The organism is Mesorhizobium sp. P2_D1 (assembly GCF_056404455.1).
In genome coordinates this window covers 59,635-77,287 of record NZ_JBFUDZ010000001.1, presented here as the reverse complement: position 1 = coordinate 77,287, position 17,653 = coordinate 59,635, and the positions used below count along the sequence as shown (strand labels likewise).

Below are 17,653 nucleotides of genomic sequence, written 5' to 3'. Positions count from 1 at the left end.
CTGGCCCTTTCCCTAGACCAGGACGCGAACCCTTTTCAATCGTTGCACCGCAAGTTGATCGCCACGGCCAATGGCGCCCTCGTTGACAGGGGCGCCGCGTAGCGTCCACTATTCCCGGCACGGGAGGATCGCGAAGCCATGCCGGAGGTGTCCCTGGTCCTGATCGACCGGTTGCTGGCGATTTCGGCGGCGCTTGCCGGCCATATCGATCCCGGCACGGCGTTTCGTGCCACAGCCATCGAGATCGGCACGCTCATTCCGCACGACCATATGGATCTGGCGGTGCTGTCGCATGATGGGCGCAGGCATGCCTGTTATGAAGCCGGCTTCCACACCAGCTGGAGCGAGCTTGCCCAGCATCCGCTGCCGACCGAAGTCAGCCCGATTCGCTCGGTGCTGTGGGGCGAGGTGGCATATCTGCTCTCCGACGACGCGCTGCGCGACGAGCGCTTCCATTTCGCCACGGCCATCGACGGACCGATCTTCGCCGCCAAGCTGCGCAGCCGCATCGTCGTGCCGCTCAGGGCGCGCGGCGGCATCATCGGGGCGCTGAACATCAGCCGGCACGAGGTCGGCTGCTACACGCTTGCCGATGTCGCGGTCGCCCAGCAATGCGCCGATCTGATCGCGCCTTATATCTTTGCGCTGATCCAGACCGAGGAGGCCCGCCGCGCCATGCTTGCCGAGAGCGAGGCGCGCAACCGCGTCGAATTGCTGCGCGTCGGCGCCTCGCAACTGACCGAGGGCATGGAGCGGGAACGCCGGCGCATGGCGATGGACTTGCATGACCAGACGCTAGCCGACCTCGCCCGCATCGCACGCCAGCTTTCGGCCCTGCGCGGCCAGGGCGTGGCGCGGGCGGCGCAGCTTGCCGACCTTGAGCAGGAGGTCGCCGGCTGTCTAACGGAACTGCGCCACATCGTCGACGACATGCGGCCGAGCGTGCTCGAACTGTTCGGCCTGCGCGATGCGGTCGAAGCGCATCTCAACCGCAGTGTCGCCAGAGCCAAACCGCCCATCGCCGTGCGCATCGCCGACACCAGCGACGGCGGCGCCGACAATCTGCCGGAGCCCGTCCGCACGGCACTCTACCGGATCGTGCAGGAAGCCATCAACAACGCGGTTCGCCACGCCGCGCCGCGCCGCATCGATGTGCTGCTGGCGTCTACCGCAAGCGTGCTGCGGGTTATCGTTACCGATGACGGCCAGGGCTGCGGCACTGTCGATCCGGCCGCCCATGGCGGCATTGGCCACATGCATACGCGCGCCGCGCTGATCGGTGCGCGGCTGCGCATCGGGCAGGCCGGCCGCAAGAGCGGCGGCACCCGTGTCGTAGTGGAGATCGACCGCCGGCCGTCGCGGGAGCTGCCGGTTGCGGCGGCTGCAGCGGCGCCCGGCCAGCTCGCCGTGTCGGAGGCCATGTGATGCTTGTGATGATCGCCGAAAATGACGGATTGCACCGCACCTTCGCGCGGCGCACCGTCGAGCAATTGTGGCCCGGCGACGTCGAGGTGATCGAAGCGAGCGACGGCGAGGACGCCATCAACCTGGCGGCCGAGCGCGAACCGCCGCATGTCGTCCTCGACCTGCAGATGCCGAAGGCGACCGGGATCGAGGTTGCCAGGGCGATCTGGAACCGCCGCGCCGGCACGCACATCCTATTCTGGTCGAACTTCGCCGACGAGGCCTATGTGCGCGGTGTGGCGCGTATCGTGCCGCCGGGCTCGGTCTATGGCTATGTGTTGAAATCGGCAACGGAGGAAGGCATGCGCTCGGCCTTGCGCGGCGTTTTCCGCGAGGGCCACTGCATCATCGACCGCGAGATTCGCGGCATCCAGCACCGCGTCCAGGACAAGTTCGAAGGAATCACCGACGGCGAATATGAAAGCCTGATCGACATCGCGCTTGGCCTGACCGACCGGGCGATCGCCGCACGCCGCGGCCTGTCGATCCGCGGCGCGCAGAGCCGCATCAAGCATGTCTACGACAAGCTCTGTATCGTGCCGCCGGAGGACGGCGCCGGCGATGCATCCGTGTTCAACTCGCGGACGCGGGCGATCTATCTCGCCATGGCGCGCGGCCTGATCAACATCGACGCGCTGCGCCGCGAGCAGGACCGGCTCGACGCCTGGCTGGCGCAGGCTTCGCCCGATCGCTGATCGCAGCCAGAGCGGTTCGGAAAGCCGTTTGACACTTTTCCTTTGCTTGGGCCCGACTGTGCATTTGCACAGTCGGGCGTGCGCTTTGACCCGTATCGCCACGCCGGTGCCGCAACTACCTTCGATCCCCAATAAGAAAACATGTCAGGGAAGCGCTCATGCCATTCGTCGCCATGCGAATTCGCACGGCTGTTCGCGCCGCCAGGCACCAGTGATGTCGGTGTCGGCGCGAGCTCGCCATTCCGGCTTTGACGACGTCGTCGGCGATGCGACGATCGAAACGCTGGCGAGCGGCTTCGGTTTCCTCGAAGGGCCGGTGTGGCACCCCTATGAAAAGTGGCTGGTTTTCTCCGACATTCCGGAAAGCCGCATGTATCGCCGCAGTGCCTCGGGTGAGATCGAACTGTTTCGCGAGCCGAGCCACAAGGCCAATGGCAATACGCTGGATCGCCAGGGACGGTTGGTCACCTGCGAGCACGCGACGAGCCGGGTGACCCGCGCCGAACCCAATGGCAGCGTGACCGTTCTTGCCACACACCACCAGGACAAGCAGCTCAACAGCCCGAACGATATCGTCGTTGCCACCGGCGGCTCGATCTACTTCACCGATCCGGGTTATGGCCGAGTGGAATTCTATGGCGTGCCGCGGCAACAGGAATTGTCTTTCCAGGGCGTCTACCGCATCGACGGCGACGGCGCCCGGCTGACATTGCTGGCCGACGATTTCGTCCAGCCGAACGGGCTTTGCTTCTCGCTGGACGAGTCGCGGCTGTTTATCAACGACACCGAACGCGGACATATCAGGGTGTTCGGCGTCGAGGCGGATGGCGACCTCAACGGCGGTGCGGTGTGGGCGGTGACCGAAGGCGACGGGCCGGGAGCGCCGGACGGCATGAAGATCGACAGCCGCGGCAATGTCTACTGCACCGGCCCCGGCGGCATCCATGTCTTCGACGCGTCGGGTGCCATTCTGGGCGTCATCCGGACGCCGGAAGACTGCGCGAATTTCACCTTCGGCGACGATGATCTGAGAAGCCTCTACATCGCCGCATCGACGTCGCTGTACCGGCTCCGGGTGCGCGTGCCGGGATTGAGACTGTTTTGAGTTCGGGACCGTCCGTGCTCAAATCAGATTGGGAGTGAGGCCGGGGTCAAAACCGGCAGGAACTGCAGCAGTAAACATCTGGGAGGATTACGACATGAAGAAACTGTTTGTCTTGGGCGCTCTGGCGGCGATGCTCGCCTCGGGCACCGCACTTGCCGACACCAGTGGCAAGAAGATCGCCTTCTCCAACAACTACGCCGGCAATTCGTGGCGGCAGGCGATGCTCGACAGCTATGGCATCGTCACCAAGAAGGCGGTCGCCGACAAGGTCGTCGGCGCGGCCGATATCTTCACGACCGCCGACAAAGAAGTGCCGACGCAGGCGGCTCAGGTGCAGAACCTGATCCTGCAGGGCTATGACGCGATCGTCATCAACTCCGCTTCGCCGGACGCACTCAACGGCGCCATCAAGCAGGCGTGTGACGCCGGCATCACCGTCGTCTCCTTCGACGGCACCGTCACCGAACCTTGCGCCTATCGCGTCGTCGTCGACTTCAAGGACATGGGCAAGCAGGAAGTCGAGCAGATGGCCAAGTTCCAGCCCAAGGGCGGCAATCTGCTGGAAATCCGTGGCCTTGCCGGCACCTCGATCGACGACGCCATCCATGCCGGCATCCTTGAAGGTGTCGCTGCCCATCCCGAGTTCAAGATCGTCGGTTCGGTTACCGGCGATTGGGACCAGACCACGGCGCAGAAGGCGGTCGCGACCATCCTGCCGTCGCTGCCCGACGTCGTCGGCATCGTCGACCAGGGCGGTGACGGCTATGGCGCGGCGCAGGCCTTTGCCGCAGCCGGCAAGCCGCGCCCGACCATCATCATGGGCAACCGCCAGGATGAGTTGCAGTGGTGGAAGGAACAGAAGGACAAGGACGGCTACAAGACCTGGTCGGCGTCGATCGCGCCGGGCGTGTCGTCGCTCGCATTCTGGGTGGCGCAACAGGTGCTCGATGGCCGCACCGACATCCCGCACGATCTGCTGGTGCCGTATCTGGCCTTCACCCAGGACGATTTCGAAGCCGAGCTGCCGAAGATCGTCAAGGGTGGCGTTGCCAGCCACGAATACACGCAAGAGGACGCGATCGCGGCCATCAAAGCCAATATCAAGTGAGTGTCGGAGAAGCGTTGCCGTCCGTATCGTCGAGCGGATATCGTTGAGCATGGTTGCAGGGAACGCTGACATCATCAGACTGAACGGCGCCGAAAAACATTTCGGCGCCGTTCGCGCGCTGGGCGGCGTGGATTTCCACGTTGGTCCCGGCGAATGTGTCGGGCTGGTCGGCCACAATGGCGCCGGCAAGTCGACGCTGATGCATATGGTTGCGGGCACACTGGTGCCCGACAGCGGCCAGATCGGCGTGCATGGCGGTATCGAGGACAATTACTCGGTGTCGCGGGCACAGCAACTAGGCATACGCTGCGTCTTCCAGGAACTGTCGTTGTGTCCCAATCTCAGCGTTGCCGAAAACACGCGCATCAACCATGCCTCGCTGCGCGGCTTCGGCTGGCGGCGCAAGGCGGCCGAACTGATCGCCGCCAAGCTCGACGAGATCTTTCCCGGTCACAGCATCTCGGCGTCCGACATCGTCGGCGACCTGTCGATCGGCCGGCGCCAGATGGTCGAGGTGGCGCGCGCCTTCACGGTCACCCAGGATAGGCTCGACCTCGTCATCCTGGACGAGCCGACATCGTCGCTCGACGCGCACACGGCAGGACAGTTGTTGGCCTTCGTGCGCCGCTTCGTCGCCGGCGGCAAAAGCTGCATCCTGATCTCGCATGTGCTGGGCGAGGTGTTGCGGAACGCCGACCGCATCGTGGTGATGCGCGACGGCAAGGTGGTTGTCGCCGACGCCGCTGGTGCCTTCGACCGCGACCGGCTGGTGACGGCGATGGGCGGGGCGGAAGCGCGCCAGAAGATCGCGGCGCAAGTCGCCGACGCCAAACCAGGGGCCAGCGCGCTGCGGGTGCGGGCGCGACCCGCCGTGCAGAAGGACGGCACCGACCTTGTCGCCCGTGCCGGCGAGATCATCGGCCTGGCCGGTCTGGCGGGCCATGGCCAGACCGACCTGTTGCTGGCGATCTTCGCTGCTGCATCGCGTGCCCGAGCCGGTATCGAGGTCACCGCGCCGGTGGCGCTGGTGGCCGGCGACCGCCAGTCGGACGGCATCTTCCCGCAATGGTCGATTGCGCAGAATATCGGCATCCGCTCGCTGGCGCGTTTGCGCAACGGGCTGCTGATCTCGCCGCAGCGCGAGGCCGAGCTCGCTGCAGTCTGGCAAAAGAAGATCGGCATCCGCACGCCGGACATGAACAACAACATCTTCTCGCTGTCGGGCGGTAACCAGCAGAAGGCGCTGTTTGCCCGGGCGCTTGGCTCGGACGCGCAGATCGTGCTGATGGACGACCCGATGCGCGGCGTCGATATAGGCACCAAACTGGAGGTCTATGACCTCGTACAGGAAGAGGCCCGCCGCGGCCGCACCTTCCTTTGGTACACCACGGAAACCGAAGAGCTCGACAATTGCGACCACATCTATGTATTCAAGAACGGCCGCATCGTCGCCAATCTGGGCCGCGACGAATTGACCGAAGAGAAGATCATCCAGTCCTCGTTCGGCGATGCGGCCTGAGATGACGGCCGCCAGCCTCGACGCCACTGCCAGGAGTTCCGCCGAGCGTGGCGCGCTGGCCCGTGCCCGCCTGTTGCGCGGGTTGTTGCCGGCGCTGTCGCTGGCGCTGGTGCTGCTCGCCATCGCCTGGCTCAATCCGCGGGCCATCAGCTATTTCGGCTTCAGCCTGATGCTGAACCTGGCGATCCCGATCGCCCTGGCGACCATCGCGCAGATGTTCGTCATCGCCGGCAATGAACTCGACCTGTCGATAGGCACCTTCGTCGGCTTTGTCGGCTGCGTTACCGCGACCTGGCTGAAGGACGCGCCGCTGATCGGTGTCGCCATCCTGCTCGGGTCGATCGGCGTCTATGCCTTGCTCGGCGCACTGATCCATCTGCGCAACCTGCCTTCGATCGTGGTGACGCTTGGCATGAGCTTCGTCTGGCAAGGGCTGGCCATCCTCGTCCTGCCCAAACCCGGCGGCAAGGCGCCGGACTGGCTGCTGGCGTTCATGGCATTCAAGCCGCCTTTCGTGCCGTTCCCGATCATCGCGGCGCTGCTGATCGGCCTCATCGTCCATTTCGGGCTGATGCGTACTTCCTATGGCGTGATCTTGCGCGGTTCCGGCGGCAATCCGGCCGCCCTCGGCCGCGCCGGCTGGTCGCTGCTCAAGACCAAGATCGTGCTGTTTGCGCTGGCTGGACTGTTCGGCGTGCTGTCCGGCATGGCGCTGATTGGCATCACCACCTCGGCCGATGCCAATATCGGCAATGGCTACACGCTGCTGGCGATTGCCGGCGTCATCCTCGGCGGCGGCGAATTCGTCGGTGGCCGGGTGTCGCCGATCGGCGCGGTGATCGGCGCGCTGACGCTGGCGCTGGCCGCCTCGCCGCTGCTCACCTTCATGCACATTCCGCCCGACTGGCAGGTGGCCGCCAATGGCGCCATCCTGATCATCGTCCTGGCGGCCCGCGTGCTGATCAGCCGCCGGGAGAGGTAGCCATGGCCGCATTGAAACCACTGCTTGCCAAACCCTGGATCTGGTCGTTCCTCGGTGCCTTGCTGGTGTGGCTGGCGACGATCGCCTTCACCGGCGGCTATGGCGCCGGCGGTATGGTCACCGCAGCACTGTCGCTGGCGGTGTTCACCGTCATTGTCGGTGTCGGCCAGATGTTCGTCATCACGCTTGGGCCCGGTAATGTCGATCTGTCGCTGCCGGCCAATATCGGCCTTGCCAGCGCCGTCGCCATGAAGGTGATGGACGGCAACGATGCCATGATCGTGGTCGGGCTTTTGGCGGCGCTCGCCACGGGTGCCGCGATCGGCGCCGCCAACTATTTGCTGATCTGGGCGCTGCGCATCCCGCCGATCATCGCCACGCTGTCGGCCAGCTTCATCATCCAGTCGATCGACATCAGCTACGGACGCGGGCTGCAGATCAAGCCGCCGCCCGGCTTCGCCGATTTCGCCAACTGGCAGGTGCTGGGCATTCCAGTGCTGGCGATCCTCACCGTGCTGTTCACCATCGGCGCGGCCATCGCGCTGCAGCGCATGATCTATGGCCGCTCGGTGCTGGCGATCGGCCAGAACATCCGCGCGGCGTGGCTTGCCGGCGTCAATGTCGGCCGCATTCGCTTCCTCACCTATACGCTGTCCGGGGCGCTCGGCGGCATCGACGGGGCGCTGCTCGCCGGCTATTTCCGTGGCGCCAATGTCGATATCGGCAACGAGTATCTGCTGGCCTCGATCGCCGTCGTCGTCATCGGTGGCACCTCGGTGGCCGGCGGCAAGGCCAATGTGCCGGGCGTCTGGGGCGCGGCGCTGTTCCTGGTGCTGCTTTTGACGATGCTCAACACGTTCGGCGTCAGCGCCGGCGTGCGGCTGCTGCTGACCGGGCTGATCATTGTCGGTGTCATCACGGCCGCTGGGGGGCAGAAGGCGCTGCGGTAGTTGCGATTGGCGCTCAGCGTGGTGGCGGCGGAGGCTGCCGGCATCAGGGGTACGTCAAGGCCGGTAATCATTGTGCCAGGCCGGCACCCGGTTCCCATCCGCGTCATGGCGCTGTAAATCCCGTGCGCGCGGCTGCAAGCCGCTCATCAATGCTGGGAGGTTTGCGTGTCCGATTTCCTGAAGGTCAGCCGCGACGGCGATGTCGCCATCGTCACCATCGATAATCCGCCGGTCAATGCGCTGAGCTTTCATGTTCGCGAACCGCTGATGCAGGCTCTCGCTGGGTTGCGGGATGATCCGTCGGTCGCGGCCATCGTCATCGCCTGTGCCGGCCGAACGTTCGTTGCCGGCGCCGACATCACCGAATTCGGCAAGCCGGTGCAGCCGCCCGAACTGCGCGCCATCGTGGCGACGCTGGAAACCATCGCCAAGCCGACGATCGCTGCCATCCACGGCACCGCGCTGGGCGGCGGCCTAGAGCTGGCGCTCGGCTGTCATTTCCGCGTCGCCGACGCCGGCGCCAAGCTCGGCCTGCCGGAAGTCAAGCTCGGTCTCTTGCCGGGCGGCGGCGGCACGGTGCGGTTGCCGCGCCTTGTCGGCGCGGTGAAGGCGCTCAAGATGATCGTTTCCGGTTCGCTGATCGGGGCAGAAGAGGCGCATGCCGCCGGTCTGGTCGACGCCGTCTTCAAAGGCGATCTGACCACGCATGCCGTGAACTTCGCCAGGGAAATAGCCCGCAAAGGTGGTCCCTTCACGCGGGTGCGCGATCGAAATGATGGGCCTAGGGAAACCGACCTGGCGGCTTTCGACGCCGAGGCGGCGGACCTTGCCAAAAAAGCGCGCGGCCTCGAAGCACCGATCGCCTGTGCGCAGGCGGTGCGCAATGCCGTCACGCTGCCGTTCGACGAGGCGCTGGCGGCGGAGCGCGCGCTGTTCGTCGAGCTCGTCGCCAGCGACCAGTCGCGCGCGCAGCGCCACCTGTTCTTCGCCGAACGTGAGGCGGCAAAGATTCCCGGCAAAGATATCATCAAGCGCAGGATCGCGCGTATCGGCATCATCGGCGCCGGCACCATGGGCGGCGGCATCGCCATGGCTTTCGCCAACGGCGGCTATTCCGTCACCTTGCTTGAGACCAGCCAGGAGGCGCTGCAACGCGGCCTGGGCACGATCGACAAGAACTATGCCGTCTCCGTCACGCGGGGATCATTGACCGAAGATGCGAAGCGGCAGCGGCTGGCCCAGTTCACCGGCTCCACCAACTATGCCGATCTCGCTGATTGCGACCTGATCGTCGAGGCAGTGTTCGAAGACATGGCGGTCAAGAAGGAAGTCTTCGGCAAGCTCGACGCGGTGGCCAAGCCCGGCGCAATCCTCGCCACCAACACCTCCTATCTCGATATCAACGAAATCGCCGCCTCGACCTCACGCCCTCAGGATGTGCTCGGACTGCATTTCTTTTCGCCGGCAAATGTCATGAAGCTCTTGGAGATCGTGCGCGCCGAGAGGACCGCTCCCGATGCGCTGGCTACCGTCGTCGGCCTGGCGCGGCGGATCGGCAAGGTGGCTGTCGTCGTCGGCGTCTGCCACGGTTTTGTGGGCAACCGTATGCTGGCGGCGCGTGGCGCCGAGTCGGAGGCGCTTCTGCTGGAGGGCGCAACGCCGCGCCAGATCGACCAGGCGTTCACCGATTTCGGCTGGCCGATGGGGCCGTTCCAGATGGGCGATCTCGCCGGCCTCGACATTGGCTGGCGCAACCGCAAGGCGCGCGGCCAGACGGCCGTGATCGCCGACACGCTGTGCGAACAAGGGCGTTTCGGCCAGAAGACCGGCCGTGGTTTCTATCTCTACGAGGCCGGCGCACGCACGCCGGTTCCCGACCCGCAAGTCGAGGCGATGATCCGCGACAAGGCGGCCGAGAAGGGCATCGTGCCGCGCGCGATCGGTGCGGAAGAAATCATCGAACGCACGCTCTATCCCCTGGTCAACGAGGGCGCCAAGATCCTGGAGGAAGGCATCGCCACCCGCGCCTCCGACATCGATGTCGTCTGGGCCAACGGCTATGGCTTTCCCGTCGGCAAGGGCGGGCCGATGTTCTGGGCTGGCCTCGAAGGTCCAGCCAAGCTCATCGAGCGGCTCGACCATTGGCATCAGAGGACGGGCAAGGACGTGTTCAAGGTGGCGCCATTGCTCAGGCGGATGGCCGAAACCGGTTCCTGGGAAACCGGGGGCTAAGGAATTACCGGACCCGTGCGTCGATGATCTCGACGAAGCGCGCGAACAGGCCGGCCTGCGACTTGATCTTGAGCTTGCGGTAGATGTTGCGGCGATGGACCTTCACGGTTCCCGGCACGATGCGCATCGCCCTGGCGATCGATTCGGTTGAATGCCCCTGCAGCACCAGGTCGACGACATGCTTTTCGCGCGGCGTCAGCGACAGGCTCTGCCAGATATGGGCGCGATCGAACTCGTTGACCGGAGCAATCGTCTCGTCCTGCTTTGTCTCGGGCGGTTCGTCGGCCGGGAGGGTAGGCCAGCGCAATCTGGCGAAGCTGATCACCGCCGGCGCCATGTCGCGCAGAAGCCTGGCATCGGCGGTGCCAAACGGACCCGACGCGCGCAGCCGCATCAGCGACAACACTAGCGCGTCCTTTCCCGGCAAAGGCACGAAGAAGCCGACCTCCTCGGCCAGCCTGGTCTGGCTGTAGTAGGAGCGAAAATATTCGCTGGCATAGAAGCGGTCCGGCGCGAGTTCGCGCATGCGCCAGAACCCTTCCTTGCGCTCCACCGCCGCATGGTGGAACGGGTCGAGCAGATACGGCCCTTCCTGGTAGAGCGCGACGAAGACATGGCTTTCGGCCGGCGAAAAGGTCTCGAACAGCAGCGGCGGGCGTGCGGCACCGCGATAGCCGAAGATCACGCAGTGGTCGAAGCTGACATGCTGGCGCAGCCAATCGACCATCGCCTTGCCGAAGAGGTCGCCGCTCGTCTCCCGCGTCGCGGTGACAAGCGTTGCAAGCTGGCCGTATTCGTCGCTGCGGGACAATCCATACCCCCTTAAACGAGAAAATAGATCAGATATACCACCTGCGAGGTATATACTAGCCGCCATTGGCTCTGGTAGCGTCCTGAAATCGCCCTGTTGCTGGAGCCCGCAGCCTTGACCGCCGTGCCCGACATCGAGTTTCGCGGCGTCACCAAACGCTATGGCGCGGTGACCGCGGTCAGCGGCATCGATCTTGCCGTCCCGCCTTCCGCCTTTGTCGCCCTGCTCGGACCGTCCGGCTGCGGCAAGACGACCTGCCTGCGCATGATCGGCGGCTTCGAACAGCCGAGCGAAGGCCAGGTGTTCATTCGCGGCCAGGACATGGCCGGCACGCCGCCCTACCGGCGGCCTGTCAACATGGTGTTCCAGCAATACGCGCTGTTTCCGCATCTCGATGTCGAGGACAACGTCGCCTACGGGCTGCGCCAGGCACGGCCTCGGCTGTCGTCGCGCGAGATCGCCTCAAGGGCAGGCGAGGCGCTGGCCATGGTGCGGCTCGCCGGCTATGGCCGCCGCAAGATCCATGAACTGTCCGGCGGCCAGCAGCAGCGTGTCGCGCTGGCGCGCGCACTGGTCAACAAGCCGGCGGTGCTGCTGCTCGACGAGCCGCTGGCCGCGCTCGACAAGAAGCTACGCACCGACATGCAGATCGAGCTGCAGAACCTGCAGCGCGAGATCGGCATCACCTTCGTATTGGTCACCCACGACCAGGAGGAGGCGCTGTCGATGAGCGATTTTGTCTGCGTCATGAATGGTGGCCGCATCGTCCAGCTCGGACAGCCGAGCGAGATCTATGACGAGCCGGCCGATCTGTTCGTCGCCGACTTCGTCGGCAAGACCAATTTGCTGAGTGGCAAGGTCGCCGGGCAGTCGGGCGAGCTGGTGGATATCGCGCTTGCCGACGGCACCGTCATTGCGGCGCGCAAGCGGACGGCCTTGCAGCAGGGCGAGACCGTCTCGGTCAGCCTGCGTCCTGAATCGCTCAGTCTCGGCGCGCCCGAAAGCGGCCGGTTCAAGGGCATCGTCCGCAACCGGATTTTCCTCGGCTCGACCGCCGAATACGCGATCGAGGTCCAGGGCATCGGAACGCTGCTCGCCAAGGCCGATCACCTGATCGGCCACGGCAATCTCTTCAAGCCGGGTGAACCCGTCGCCATCGGCTTTGCCGCCGGAACGCCCTTGGCGTTTCCGGACCCCAAGAACAACGGGACCAACCAGAGGGTAACCAAAAATGTCGAAATCATATCGTGATGGACTGCCGATAAGCCCTGAAAATTTCGTCGACCAACTGATGCGCCTCAAGCGCGGCTCGATCGGCCGCCGCGACTTCCTCGGCCTCACCGGCCTCGGCATTGCGACGGCGGTGATGGCGCGCGAGATCGGCATCATGCCGACGCCGGCCTTTGCCGCTGAAAGCCTCGGCGACCGCATGTCGATCGCGACCTGGCCGAACTATCATGACCCGGCGACATTCGAGAATTTCAAGAAGGACACCGGCGTTGCCGTCGAGGTCAACGTGTTCGGCTCCAACGAGGAGATGCTGGCCAAGCTGCAGGCCGGCGCCTCCGGCTGGAGCCTGTTCGTGCCGACCAACTACACGATCTCGACCTACCAGAAGCTCGGCATCATCGAGGCGCTCGATATGGCGAAACTGCCGAATTTCGACGGCTCGCAGGAAGATCCGCGCTTCACCTCGGAAGGCACGATCGACGGGACGACCTACGCCGTGCCGAAGAACTGGGGCACCACCGGCTTTGCCGTCAACACCAAGAAGCTGACCAAGCCGATGACCACCTGGAAGGAGTTCTGGGACACTGCCATGGCGGAGGGCGATGGCCGCACCATGGTGCATGATTACCAGCTGACCACGATCGGCAATGCGCTGAAATATTACGGCTATTCGTTCAACTCGCTGAAGCAGGAGGAACTCGCCAAGGCAGAGGAATTGCTGCTGAAGGTCAAGCCGCATCTGTTTGCGGTCTCATCCGACTACCAGCCGGGAATGCGCGCGGGTGATGCCTGGATGACCATGTGCTGGACCAATGACGGTGCGCAGCTGCATCGCGACATTCCCGAGATCGCCTATGTGCTGGGCAAGGAAGGCGGCGAGATCTGGACCGATTTCTATGCCATTCCAAAGGACGCCCCGAACAAGCCCGCCGGCTACGCGCTGCTCAACTACCTGATGAACCCGCAGGTCGCGGTCAAGGAGCACCTGGCTAATGGTGCGCCGTCGACCGATGCGCGGGTCAACAAGCTGCTGCCCAAGGAGGTGCTCGACAATCCGATCCTCTATCCGGCTGCGGACCTGTTGACGCCGCTCGAGTTCGGCGCAGCGGCAACACTGACCGATCCCGGCCGGGCCGAACTGATGGCCCGCTTCAAGTCGGCCTGAGCGACCGGCCTGATGCAGACAATTGACCGGCGGGCATATGTCCGCCGGCACCGGGGCGGTTTCAATGCACGGCAATAAACTTCGTCATAATCTGCTGACCGCCTTGCTGCTCGGTCCGGCAGCGGCGTGGCTGGTGGTCTTCCTGGTGCTGCCGTTCATAGCCATCGCCGTGTTCAGCGTTGGCGAGCGGGCGCCGGAAGGCGGCTACCAGGCGGCCTTTACGCTGGCGCAATATGCCAATCTTCCGGCGCGGGCGACCGCCTTCTGGAACACCATGATGCTGGCGCCGATGGGCGCGCTCGCCTGTCTTCTCGTCGCCTATCCGGTTGCCTACTACCTCGCCCTGCAGGCGCCGCAGCGCTGGCGGCTGATCCTGCTCGCGCTCGTCGTCATTCCGTTCTGGACCAGCCTTCTGATGCGGACCTATGCCTGGATGTATGTGCTGGGCGGGCGCGGCATTCCGGCTCTGCTCGCTTATGTCGGCTTCGAGGATATCAGGCTGATCAACACGCCGGGCGCCGTGCTGCTTGGCATAGTCTATGGCTATCTGCCGCTGATGATCCTGCCGATCTATGTCAGCCTCGAGCGGCTCGACCGCCGGCTGCTGGAAGCCTCCGCCGATCTCGGTGCGACGCCACTCTCCACGTTCCTTGGCGTGACGCTGAAACTGTCGCTGCCGGGGGTGATGACCGGCTTCTCGCTGGTGATGATCCTGCTGCTCGGCGAGTATCTGATCCCGACGCTGCTTGGCGGTGGCAAGGTGTTCTTCATCGGCAATGCGCTGGTCGACCTGTTCCTGCAGTCGCGCAACTGGCCGTTCGGCTCGGCCATCGCGATCACGCTGGTGCTGGTCTCGGTGGTGGTGTTGATTGCCGCCAACCGCATTTCGACCCGAGTCTCGGGCGCCCGCCGGGTGGATCTGATCTGATGTGCGCCTTCGTCATTGCCGTCTTCGCCTTCCTCTATCTGCCGATCGCGCTGGTGGTGCTGTTCTCCTTCAACGCCGGGCACCATGCGAGCGAGTTCACCGGCTTTTCCGTGCAATGGTACGGCAAGGCGCTGGCCAACCCGTTCCTGGTCGAAGCGTTGAAGAACAGCCTGTTCATCGCTACCACCAGCGCCTCGCTGGCGGCGCTGTGCGGCACTGCGGCCGCGCTTGGCCTGGCGCGCGTCAGTGTACGGACCCGCGCTGTCTTCGATGCGCTTCTGGGTGCCGCGATCGTCGTTCCCGGGGTCGTCATCGGCATCTCGACGCTGGTCGCACTCGTCCAGCTGTTCGCAGTCGTCAACCCGTTCCTCGCCTCGATATGGCCCGACGACCAGCCGCCGCGCCTGTCGCTCGGCTATGGCTCGATCATCGCGGCACACGGCCTGTTTTCGATGGCGCTGGTGACGATGATTGTCGGCACGCGTCTCGGCAGCCTCGACCGCAACCTGGTCGAGGCCTCGAGCGATCTCTACGCGACGCCGTTGACGACGTTCCGCAGCATCGTCCTTCCGCAGATCATGCCGGCGGTGGTTGCCGGTTTCCTGCTCGCCTTCACCTTTTCCTTCGACGATTTCATCGTCGCCTTCTTCGTCGCCGGTGCGCAGACGACGCTGCCGATCTATGTCTTCGCGTCGATCCGGCGCGGCGTGACACCGGAAATCAATGCCATCGCGACGATCGTGCTCGTCGCCTCCGTGCTGCTTGTGGTGCTTGCCCAATGGCAGCTGCGCCAACGCAAACTATCCAACTGAAAGTCGCGCCATGATCCTCAAAGACCGCATCGCCGTGGTGACGGGTGCCGGCTCCGGCATCGGGCGCGCCGGCGCCATGATCATGGCCAGGGAAGGCGCGCTGGTGGTCATCGCCGACAGGGACCGGGCCAGCGGCGAGGCAACGGTTTGCGACATCCGCGCGGCGGGCCGCCGGGCCGAGGCGCTCGCCACCGATGTCGCGGATGACGCGGCGGTCGAGCAGCTCATTGCCGGCACGCTCGACAGGCACGGGCGTATCGACATCCTGCACAATCATGCCGGCATCCAGGTCGGCGGCACGCTGACCGAAGTCGAGGTCGGCGGCATGGATGCCTCGTGGCGGGTCAATGTCCGGGCGCAATTCCTCGCGGCCAGGTTGGTCATGCCGTCGATGATTGCGCAGGGCGGCGGTGTCATCCTCAACACCGCCTCGAATTCGGGCGTGTTCTACGACCGCGAAATGATCGCCTATGCCACGTCCAAACATGCGGTGGTGGCGATGACCAGGCAGATGTCGCTCGACTATGCCAGCCACAATGTCCGCGTCAACGCGCTCTGCCCAGGCTGGGTCGATACGCCGTTCAACGAGCCGTTCATCGCCCAGATGGGCGGGCGCGAGGCGATCGAAAATTATGTCCGCACCAAGATCCCGATGGGGCGCTGGGCCAGCGCCGAAGAGATCGCCGAGGCAATCCTGTTCCTCGTTTCCGACCGCTCATCCTTCATGACCGGCCAGGCGCTGGTGATCGACGGTGGCGAAAGCATCGGCTGAAGTAGCCGTCTCGGCCTTCAACCAGTTGGCGAAGATGGTCATTGCCTGCGAGTTCTGGCGCCTGCGCCGCGCCGACAGCCAATACCGGCCAACGTCGACCGTGCAGTCGAAAGGCTGCACCAGCTCAGCCGAACAGAGCTCGCGGCTGAACATCGAAACCGGCAGCAGCGCCACTCCGGCGCCCTGGACGGCAGCGTTCGCCATGGTGACCGATGAGTCGAAGACGATGCCTTTGATCGGCGGGCAATGGCAGCCTGCCGTCTCGAACCAGCGCAGCCATTCGTCTTCCCGGTAGGAACACAGCAGCGTTTCGCGCGCGAGATCGGAAGGGTCGCGCAGACGCGCGGCGATGTCGGGGGTGCAGGCCGGCGAGAAGCCGCCTGGCAACAGCGGCGTGTTCTCGGTGCCCTGCCAGGAGCCATCGCCGAAGCGGATGGCAAAGTCGAGACCGTCGGCGGCGAGATTGACCCGGTTGTTGTTGGTCGAGATGCGCAGCTCGATGTCCGGATAGGCCTGGTGAAATGCCGGCAATCTGGGGATCAGCCATCCCGAGGCGAAAGTACCGACGACACCGACGGTGACGATGTCGTTGAAGCGGCCGCCCTCGAAGCGATCGAGCGTGACGCTGATCCTGTTGAAGGCATCGCTCAGCACGGGCAGCAGGGCTTCGCCTTCCTCGCTTAAAGCGAGGCCGTGCGGCAATCGGCGAAAAAGCCTGATGCCGAGGACTTCTTCGAGGCCCTTGATCTGATGGCTGACGGCAGCCTGGGTGACGCGCAGTTCGAGACCGGCGCCGGTGAAACTGAGATGCCTTGCAGAGGCCTCGAAGGCGCGCAAGCCATTCAACGGGAGGTGCGATCGCTTCATCATCCCAGCCCTAATTTTTCTTATGGCGGGGGCGATGTTTACTCGTTTGCGATGGCGCCGGATCCGATCCAGTTCTGCTGCGCGGGGCGACAGAGAGTGTGGACATGACAAGCAGACGCAGTTTCATCAGTGGTCTCGCGGTGGTTTTGACGGCCCCGGTTGGCGCCATTGCGAAGGCGGCAACGAGCCCGACAAAATTTGATGGGGTCTTGCCGAAAATAAGGCGGATCGAGGCGAAAAGCGGCGGCCGGCTCGGCGTGTCCTGCCGGATCTCCGGAACGACCGCGCAATTCGGCTATCGTGAGGACGAGCTGTTCCCCATGTGCAGCACCTTCAAGGCACTCGCGGCGGCGTTCATCCTGCATCGCGTCGATGGCGGCATCGAGCAGCTCGACCGCAGCATCAAGATCCCGCACGACGCCGTCATCGCGAACTCTCCGACGACCAAGAAACATGCCGGCGGCGAGATGACGGTGGCGCAGCTTTGCGAGGCCGCCGTGACAGTCAGCGACAATGGGGCGGCCAATCTGTTGCTGGAGTCCTTTGGCGGGCCGGCGCAGCTCACAGCCTATCTGCGTTCGATCGGCGACAAGGTGACCAGGCTGGACCGGATCGAACCGGAGTTGAACGAGTCGTTGACGGGTGACGCGCGCGACACGACCTCGCCGCTGGCCATGGCCGACAATTTCGAACGGCTGACGATCGGCAACAGCCTGTCGAAGAAGGGCCGGGCGCAGCTTGTCGATTGGCTGGTGGCGAACAAGACCGGCGACGAGCGCATAAGGGCGGCACTGCCGAAAGGCTGGACATGCGGCGACAAGACCGGAACCGGCGCGCGCGGCAGCACCAACGACGCAGCCGTCATCTGGCAGACTTCCGGCAACCCGATTTTGATGTCGGTCTACCTGACGGGCACGACACAGAGCCTGGCCAAACGCAACGCCGTCATTGCCCATGTCTCGCGCGCGTTGGTCGAAGCGATCGCGGCGTAAATCCTTGTATCGGGCGGCGCG

General features: G+C 64.7%; 16 protein-coding genes. 14 read left to right on the top strand and 2 right to left on the bottom strand.

Translation table 11 applies throughout. From position 1 onward, the window contains the following. Positions 1-138 precede the first annotated feature (138 nt). The 8 genes from AC1D0I_RS00405 (at position 139) to AC1D0I_RS00370 (ending at position 10,055) form a co-directional block, all read left to right on the top strand. Entirely contained in the window at positions 139-1,425 is a 1,287-nt protein-coding gene (locus AC1D0I_RS00405; RefSeq protein WP_095084078.1) for a sensor histidine kinase, read from the top strand. Then, entirely contained in the window at positions 1,425-2,159 is a 735-nt protein-coding gene (locus tag AC1D0I_RS00400) for a response regulator (RefSeq protein WP_477392339.1), read from the top strand. Before AC1D0I_RS00405 ends, AC1D0I_RS00400 begins: the two co-directional genes overlap by 1 nt. A gap of 214 nt (positions 2,160-2,373) precedes the next feature. Beyond that, on the top strand, positions 2,374-3,264 hold the full coding sequence (locus tag AC1D0I_RS00395; protein WP_477392338.1) for an SMP-30/gluconolactonase/LRE family protein: 891 nt from the start codon (positions 2,374-2,376) through the stop codon (positions 3,262-3,264). Positions 3,265-3,358: 94 nt separating this feature from the next. After that, entirely contained in the window at positions 3,359-4,372 is a 1,014-nt protein-coding gene (locus AC1D0I_RS00390) for a substrate-binding domain-containing protein (protein WP_095084081.1), read from the top strand. A gap of 49 nt (positions 4,373-4,421) precedes the next feature. Continuing rightward, complete coding sequence (locus AC1D0I_RS00385; RefSeq protein ID WP_477392336.1) at positions 4,422-5,891, top strand: sugar ABC transporter ATP-binding protein; 1,470 nt, start codon at positions 4,422-4,424, stop codon at positions 5,889-5,891. A 1-nt stretch (position 5,892) separates the two neighbouring features. Beyond that, positions 5,893-6,873 (top strand): ABC transporter permease, encoded by a 981-nt coding sequence (locus AC1D0I_RS00380; RefSeq protein WP_477392335.1) that lies wholly within the window; start codon positions 5,893-5,895, stop codon positions 6,871-6,873. 2 nt (positions 6,874-6,875) lie between these two features. Then, entirely contained in the window at positions 6,876-7,823 is a 948-nt protein-coding gene (locus AC1D0I_RS00375) for an ABC transporter permease (protein WP_477392333.1), read from the top strand. Positions 7,824-7,988: 165 nt separating this feature from the next. Then, entirely contained in the window at positions 7,989-10,055 is a 2,067-nt protein-coding gene (locus tag AC1D0I_RS00370; protein WP_477392331.1) for a 3-hydroxyacyl-CoA dehydrogenase NAD-binding domain-containing protein, read from the top strand. Positions 10,056-10,059: 4 nt separating this feature from the next. Here AC1D0I_RS00370 and AC1D0I_RS00365 read toward each other — a convergent pair whose 3' ends face one another. Next, the gene (locus tag AC1D0I_RS00365; RefSeq protein ID WP_477392329.1) at positions 10,060-10,866 is read right to left on the bottom strand and encodes a helix-turn-helix transcriptional regulator; all 807 of its coding nucleotides are present in this window, start codon (positions 10,864-10,866) and stop codon (positions 10,060-10,062) included. 114 nt (positions 10,867-10,980) lie between these two features. On the opposite strand from AC1D0I_RS00365, the gene AC1D0I_RS00360 reads away from it, so the two are divergent. The 5 genes from AC1D0I_RS00360 (at position 10,981) to AC1D0I_RS00340 (ending at position 15,773) form a co-directional block, all read left to right on the top strand. Then, entirely contained in the window at positions 10,981-12,117 is a 1,137-nt protein-coding gene (locus tag AC1D0I_RS00360; RefSeq protein WP_477392327.1) for an ABC transporter ATP-binding protein, read from the top strand. Continuing rightward, positions 12,098-13,261, top strand: a complete 1,164-nt coding sequence (locus tag AC1D0I_RS00355; protein ID WP_477392326.1) for an ABC transporter substrate-binding protein — start codon at positions 12,098-12,100, stop codon at positions 13,259-13,261. The genes AC1D0I_RS00360 and AC1D0I_RS00355 overlap by 20 nt, the downstream gene beginning before the upstream one ends. Before the next feature lie 64 nt (positions 13,262-13,325). Next, on the top strand, positions 13,326-14,189 hold the full coding sequence (locus AC1D0I_RS00350) for an ABC transporter permease (protein WP_457150210.1): 864 nt from the start codon (positions 13,326-13,328) through the stop codon (positions 14,187-14,189). Next, on the top strand, positions 14,189-15,001 hold the full coding sequence (locus AC1D0I_RS00345; RefSeq protein ID WP_477392324.1) for an ABC transporter permease: 813 nt from the start codon (positions 14,189-14,191) through the stop codon (positions 14,999-15,001). The genes AC1D0I_RS00350 and AC1D0I_RS00345 overlap by 1 nt, the downstream gene beginning before the upstream one ends. Positions 15,002-15,011: 10 nt before the next feature. Next, entirely contained in the window at positions 15,012-15,773 is a 762-nt protein-coding gene (locus tag AC1D0I_RS00340) for an SDR family NAD(P)-dependent oxidoreductase (RefSeq protein WP_477392322.1), read from the top strand. Here AC1D0I_RS00340 and AC1D0I_RS00335 read toward each other — a convergent pair. Beyond that, positions 15,717-16,640, bottom strand: a complete 924-nt coding sequence (locus AC1D0I_RS00335; RefSeq protein ID WP_477392320.1) for a LysR family transcriptional regulator — start codon at positions 16,638-16,640, stop codon at positions 15,717-15,719. The genes AC1D0I_RS00340 and AC1D0I_RS00335 overlap by 57 nt on opposite strands. A 104-nt stretch (positions 16,641-16,744) precedes the next feature. Here AC1D0I_RS00335 and bla point away from each other — a divergent pair, with 104 nt between their 5' ends. Next, on the top strand, positions 16,745-17,632 hold the full coding sequence (bla, locus tag AC1D0I_RS00330; protein WP_477392318.1) for a class A beta-lactamase: 888 nt from the start codon (positions 16,745-16,747) through the stop codon (positions 17,630-17,632). Positions 17,633-17,653: the final 21 nt, after the last annotated feature.

Excerpts from the sequence above, each read along its gene's own strand:
- AC1D0I_RS00385 (WP_477392336.1), top strand. The coding sequence starts at position 4,422 with ATGGTTGCAGGGAACGCTGACATCATCAGACTGAACGGCGCCGAAAAA.
- bla (WP_477392318.1), top strand. The coding sequence starts at position 16,745 with ATGACAAGCAGACGCAGTTTCATCAGTGGTCTCGCGGTGGTTTTGACG.
- AC1D0I_RS00390 (WP_095084081.1), top strand. The coding sequence starts at position 3,359 with ATGAAGAAACTGTTTGTCTTGGGCGCTCTGGCGGCGATGCTCGCCTCG.
- AC1D0I_RS00355 (WP_477392326.1), top strand. The coding sequence starts at position 12,098 with ATGTCGAAATCATATCGTGATGGACTGCCGATAAGCCCTGAAAATTTC.
- AC1D0I_RS00400 (WP_477392339.1), top strand. The coding sequence starts at position 1,425 with ATGCTTGTGATGATCGCCGAAAATGACGGATTGCACCGCACCTTCGCG.
- AC1D0I_RS00395 (WP_477392338.1), top strand. The coding sequence starts at position 2,374 with ATGTCGGTGTCGGCGCGAGCTCGCCATTCCGGCTTTGACGACGTCGTC.
- AC1D0I_RS00375 (WP_477392333.1), top strand. The coding sequence starts at position 6,876 with ATGGCCGCATTGAAACCACTGCTTGCCAAACCCTGGATCTGGTCGTTC.
- AC1D0I_RS00350 (WP_457150210.1), top strand. The coding sequence starts at position 13,326 with ATGCACGGCAATAAACTTCGTCATAATCTGCTGACCGCCTTGCTGCTC.
- AC1D0I_RS00340 (WP_477392322.1), top strand. The coding sequence starts at position 15,012 with ATGATCCTCAAAGACCGCATCGCCGTGGTGACGGGTGCCGGCTCCGGC.
- AC1D0I_RS00405 (WP_095084078.1), top strand. The coding sequence starts at position 139 with ATGCCGGAGGTGTCCCTGGTCCTGATCGACCGGTTGCTGGCGATTTCG.
- AC1D0I_RS00335 (WP_477392320.1), bottom strand. The coding sequence starts at position 16,640 with ATGAAGCGATCGCACCTCCCGTTGAATGGCTTGCGCGCCTTCGAGGCC.
- AC1D0I_RS00380 (WP_477392335.1), top strand. The coding sequence starts at position 5,893 with ATGACGGCCGCCAGCCTCGACGCCACTGCCAGGAGTTCCGCCGAGCGT.
- AC1D0I_RS00345 (WP_477392324.1), top strand. The coding sequence starts at position 14,189 with ATGTGCGCCTTCGTCATTGCCGTCTTCGCCTTCCTCTATCTGCCGATC.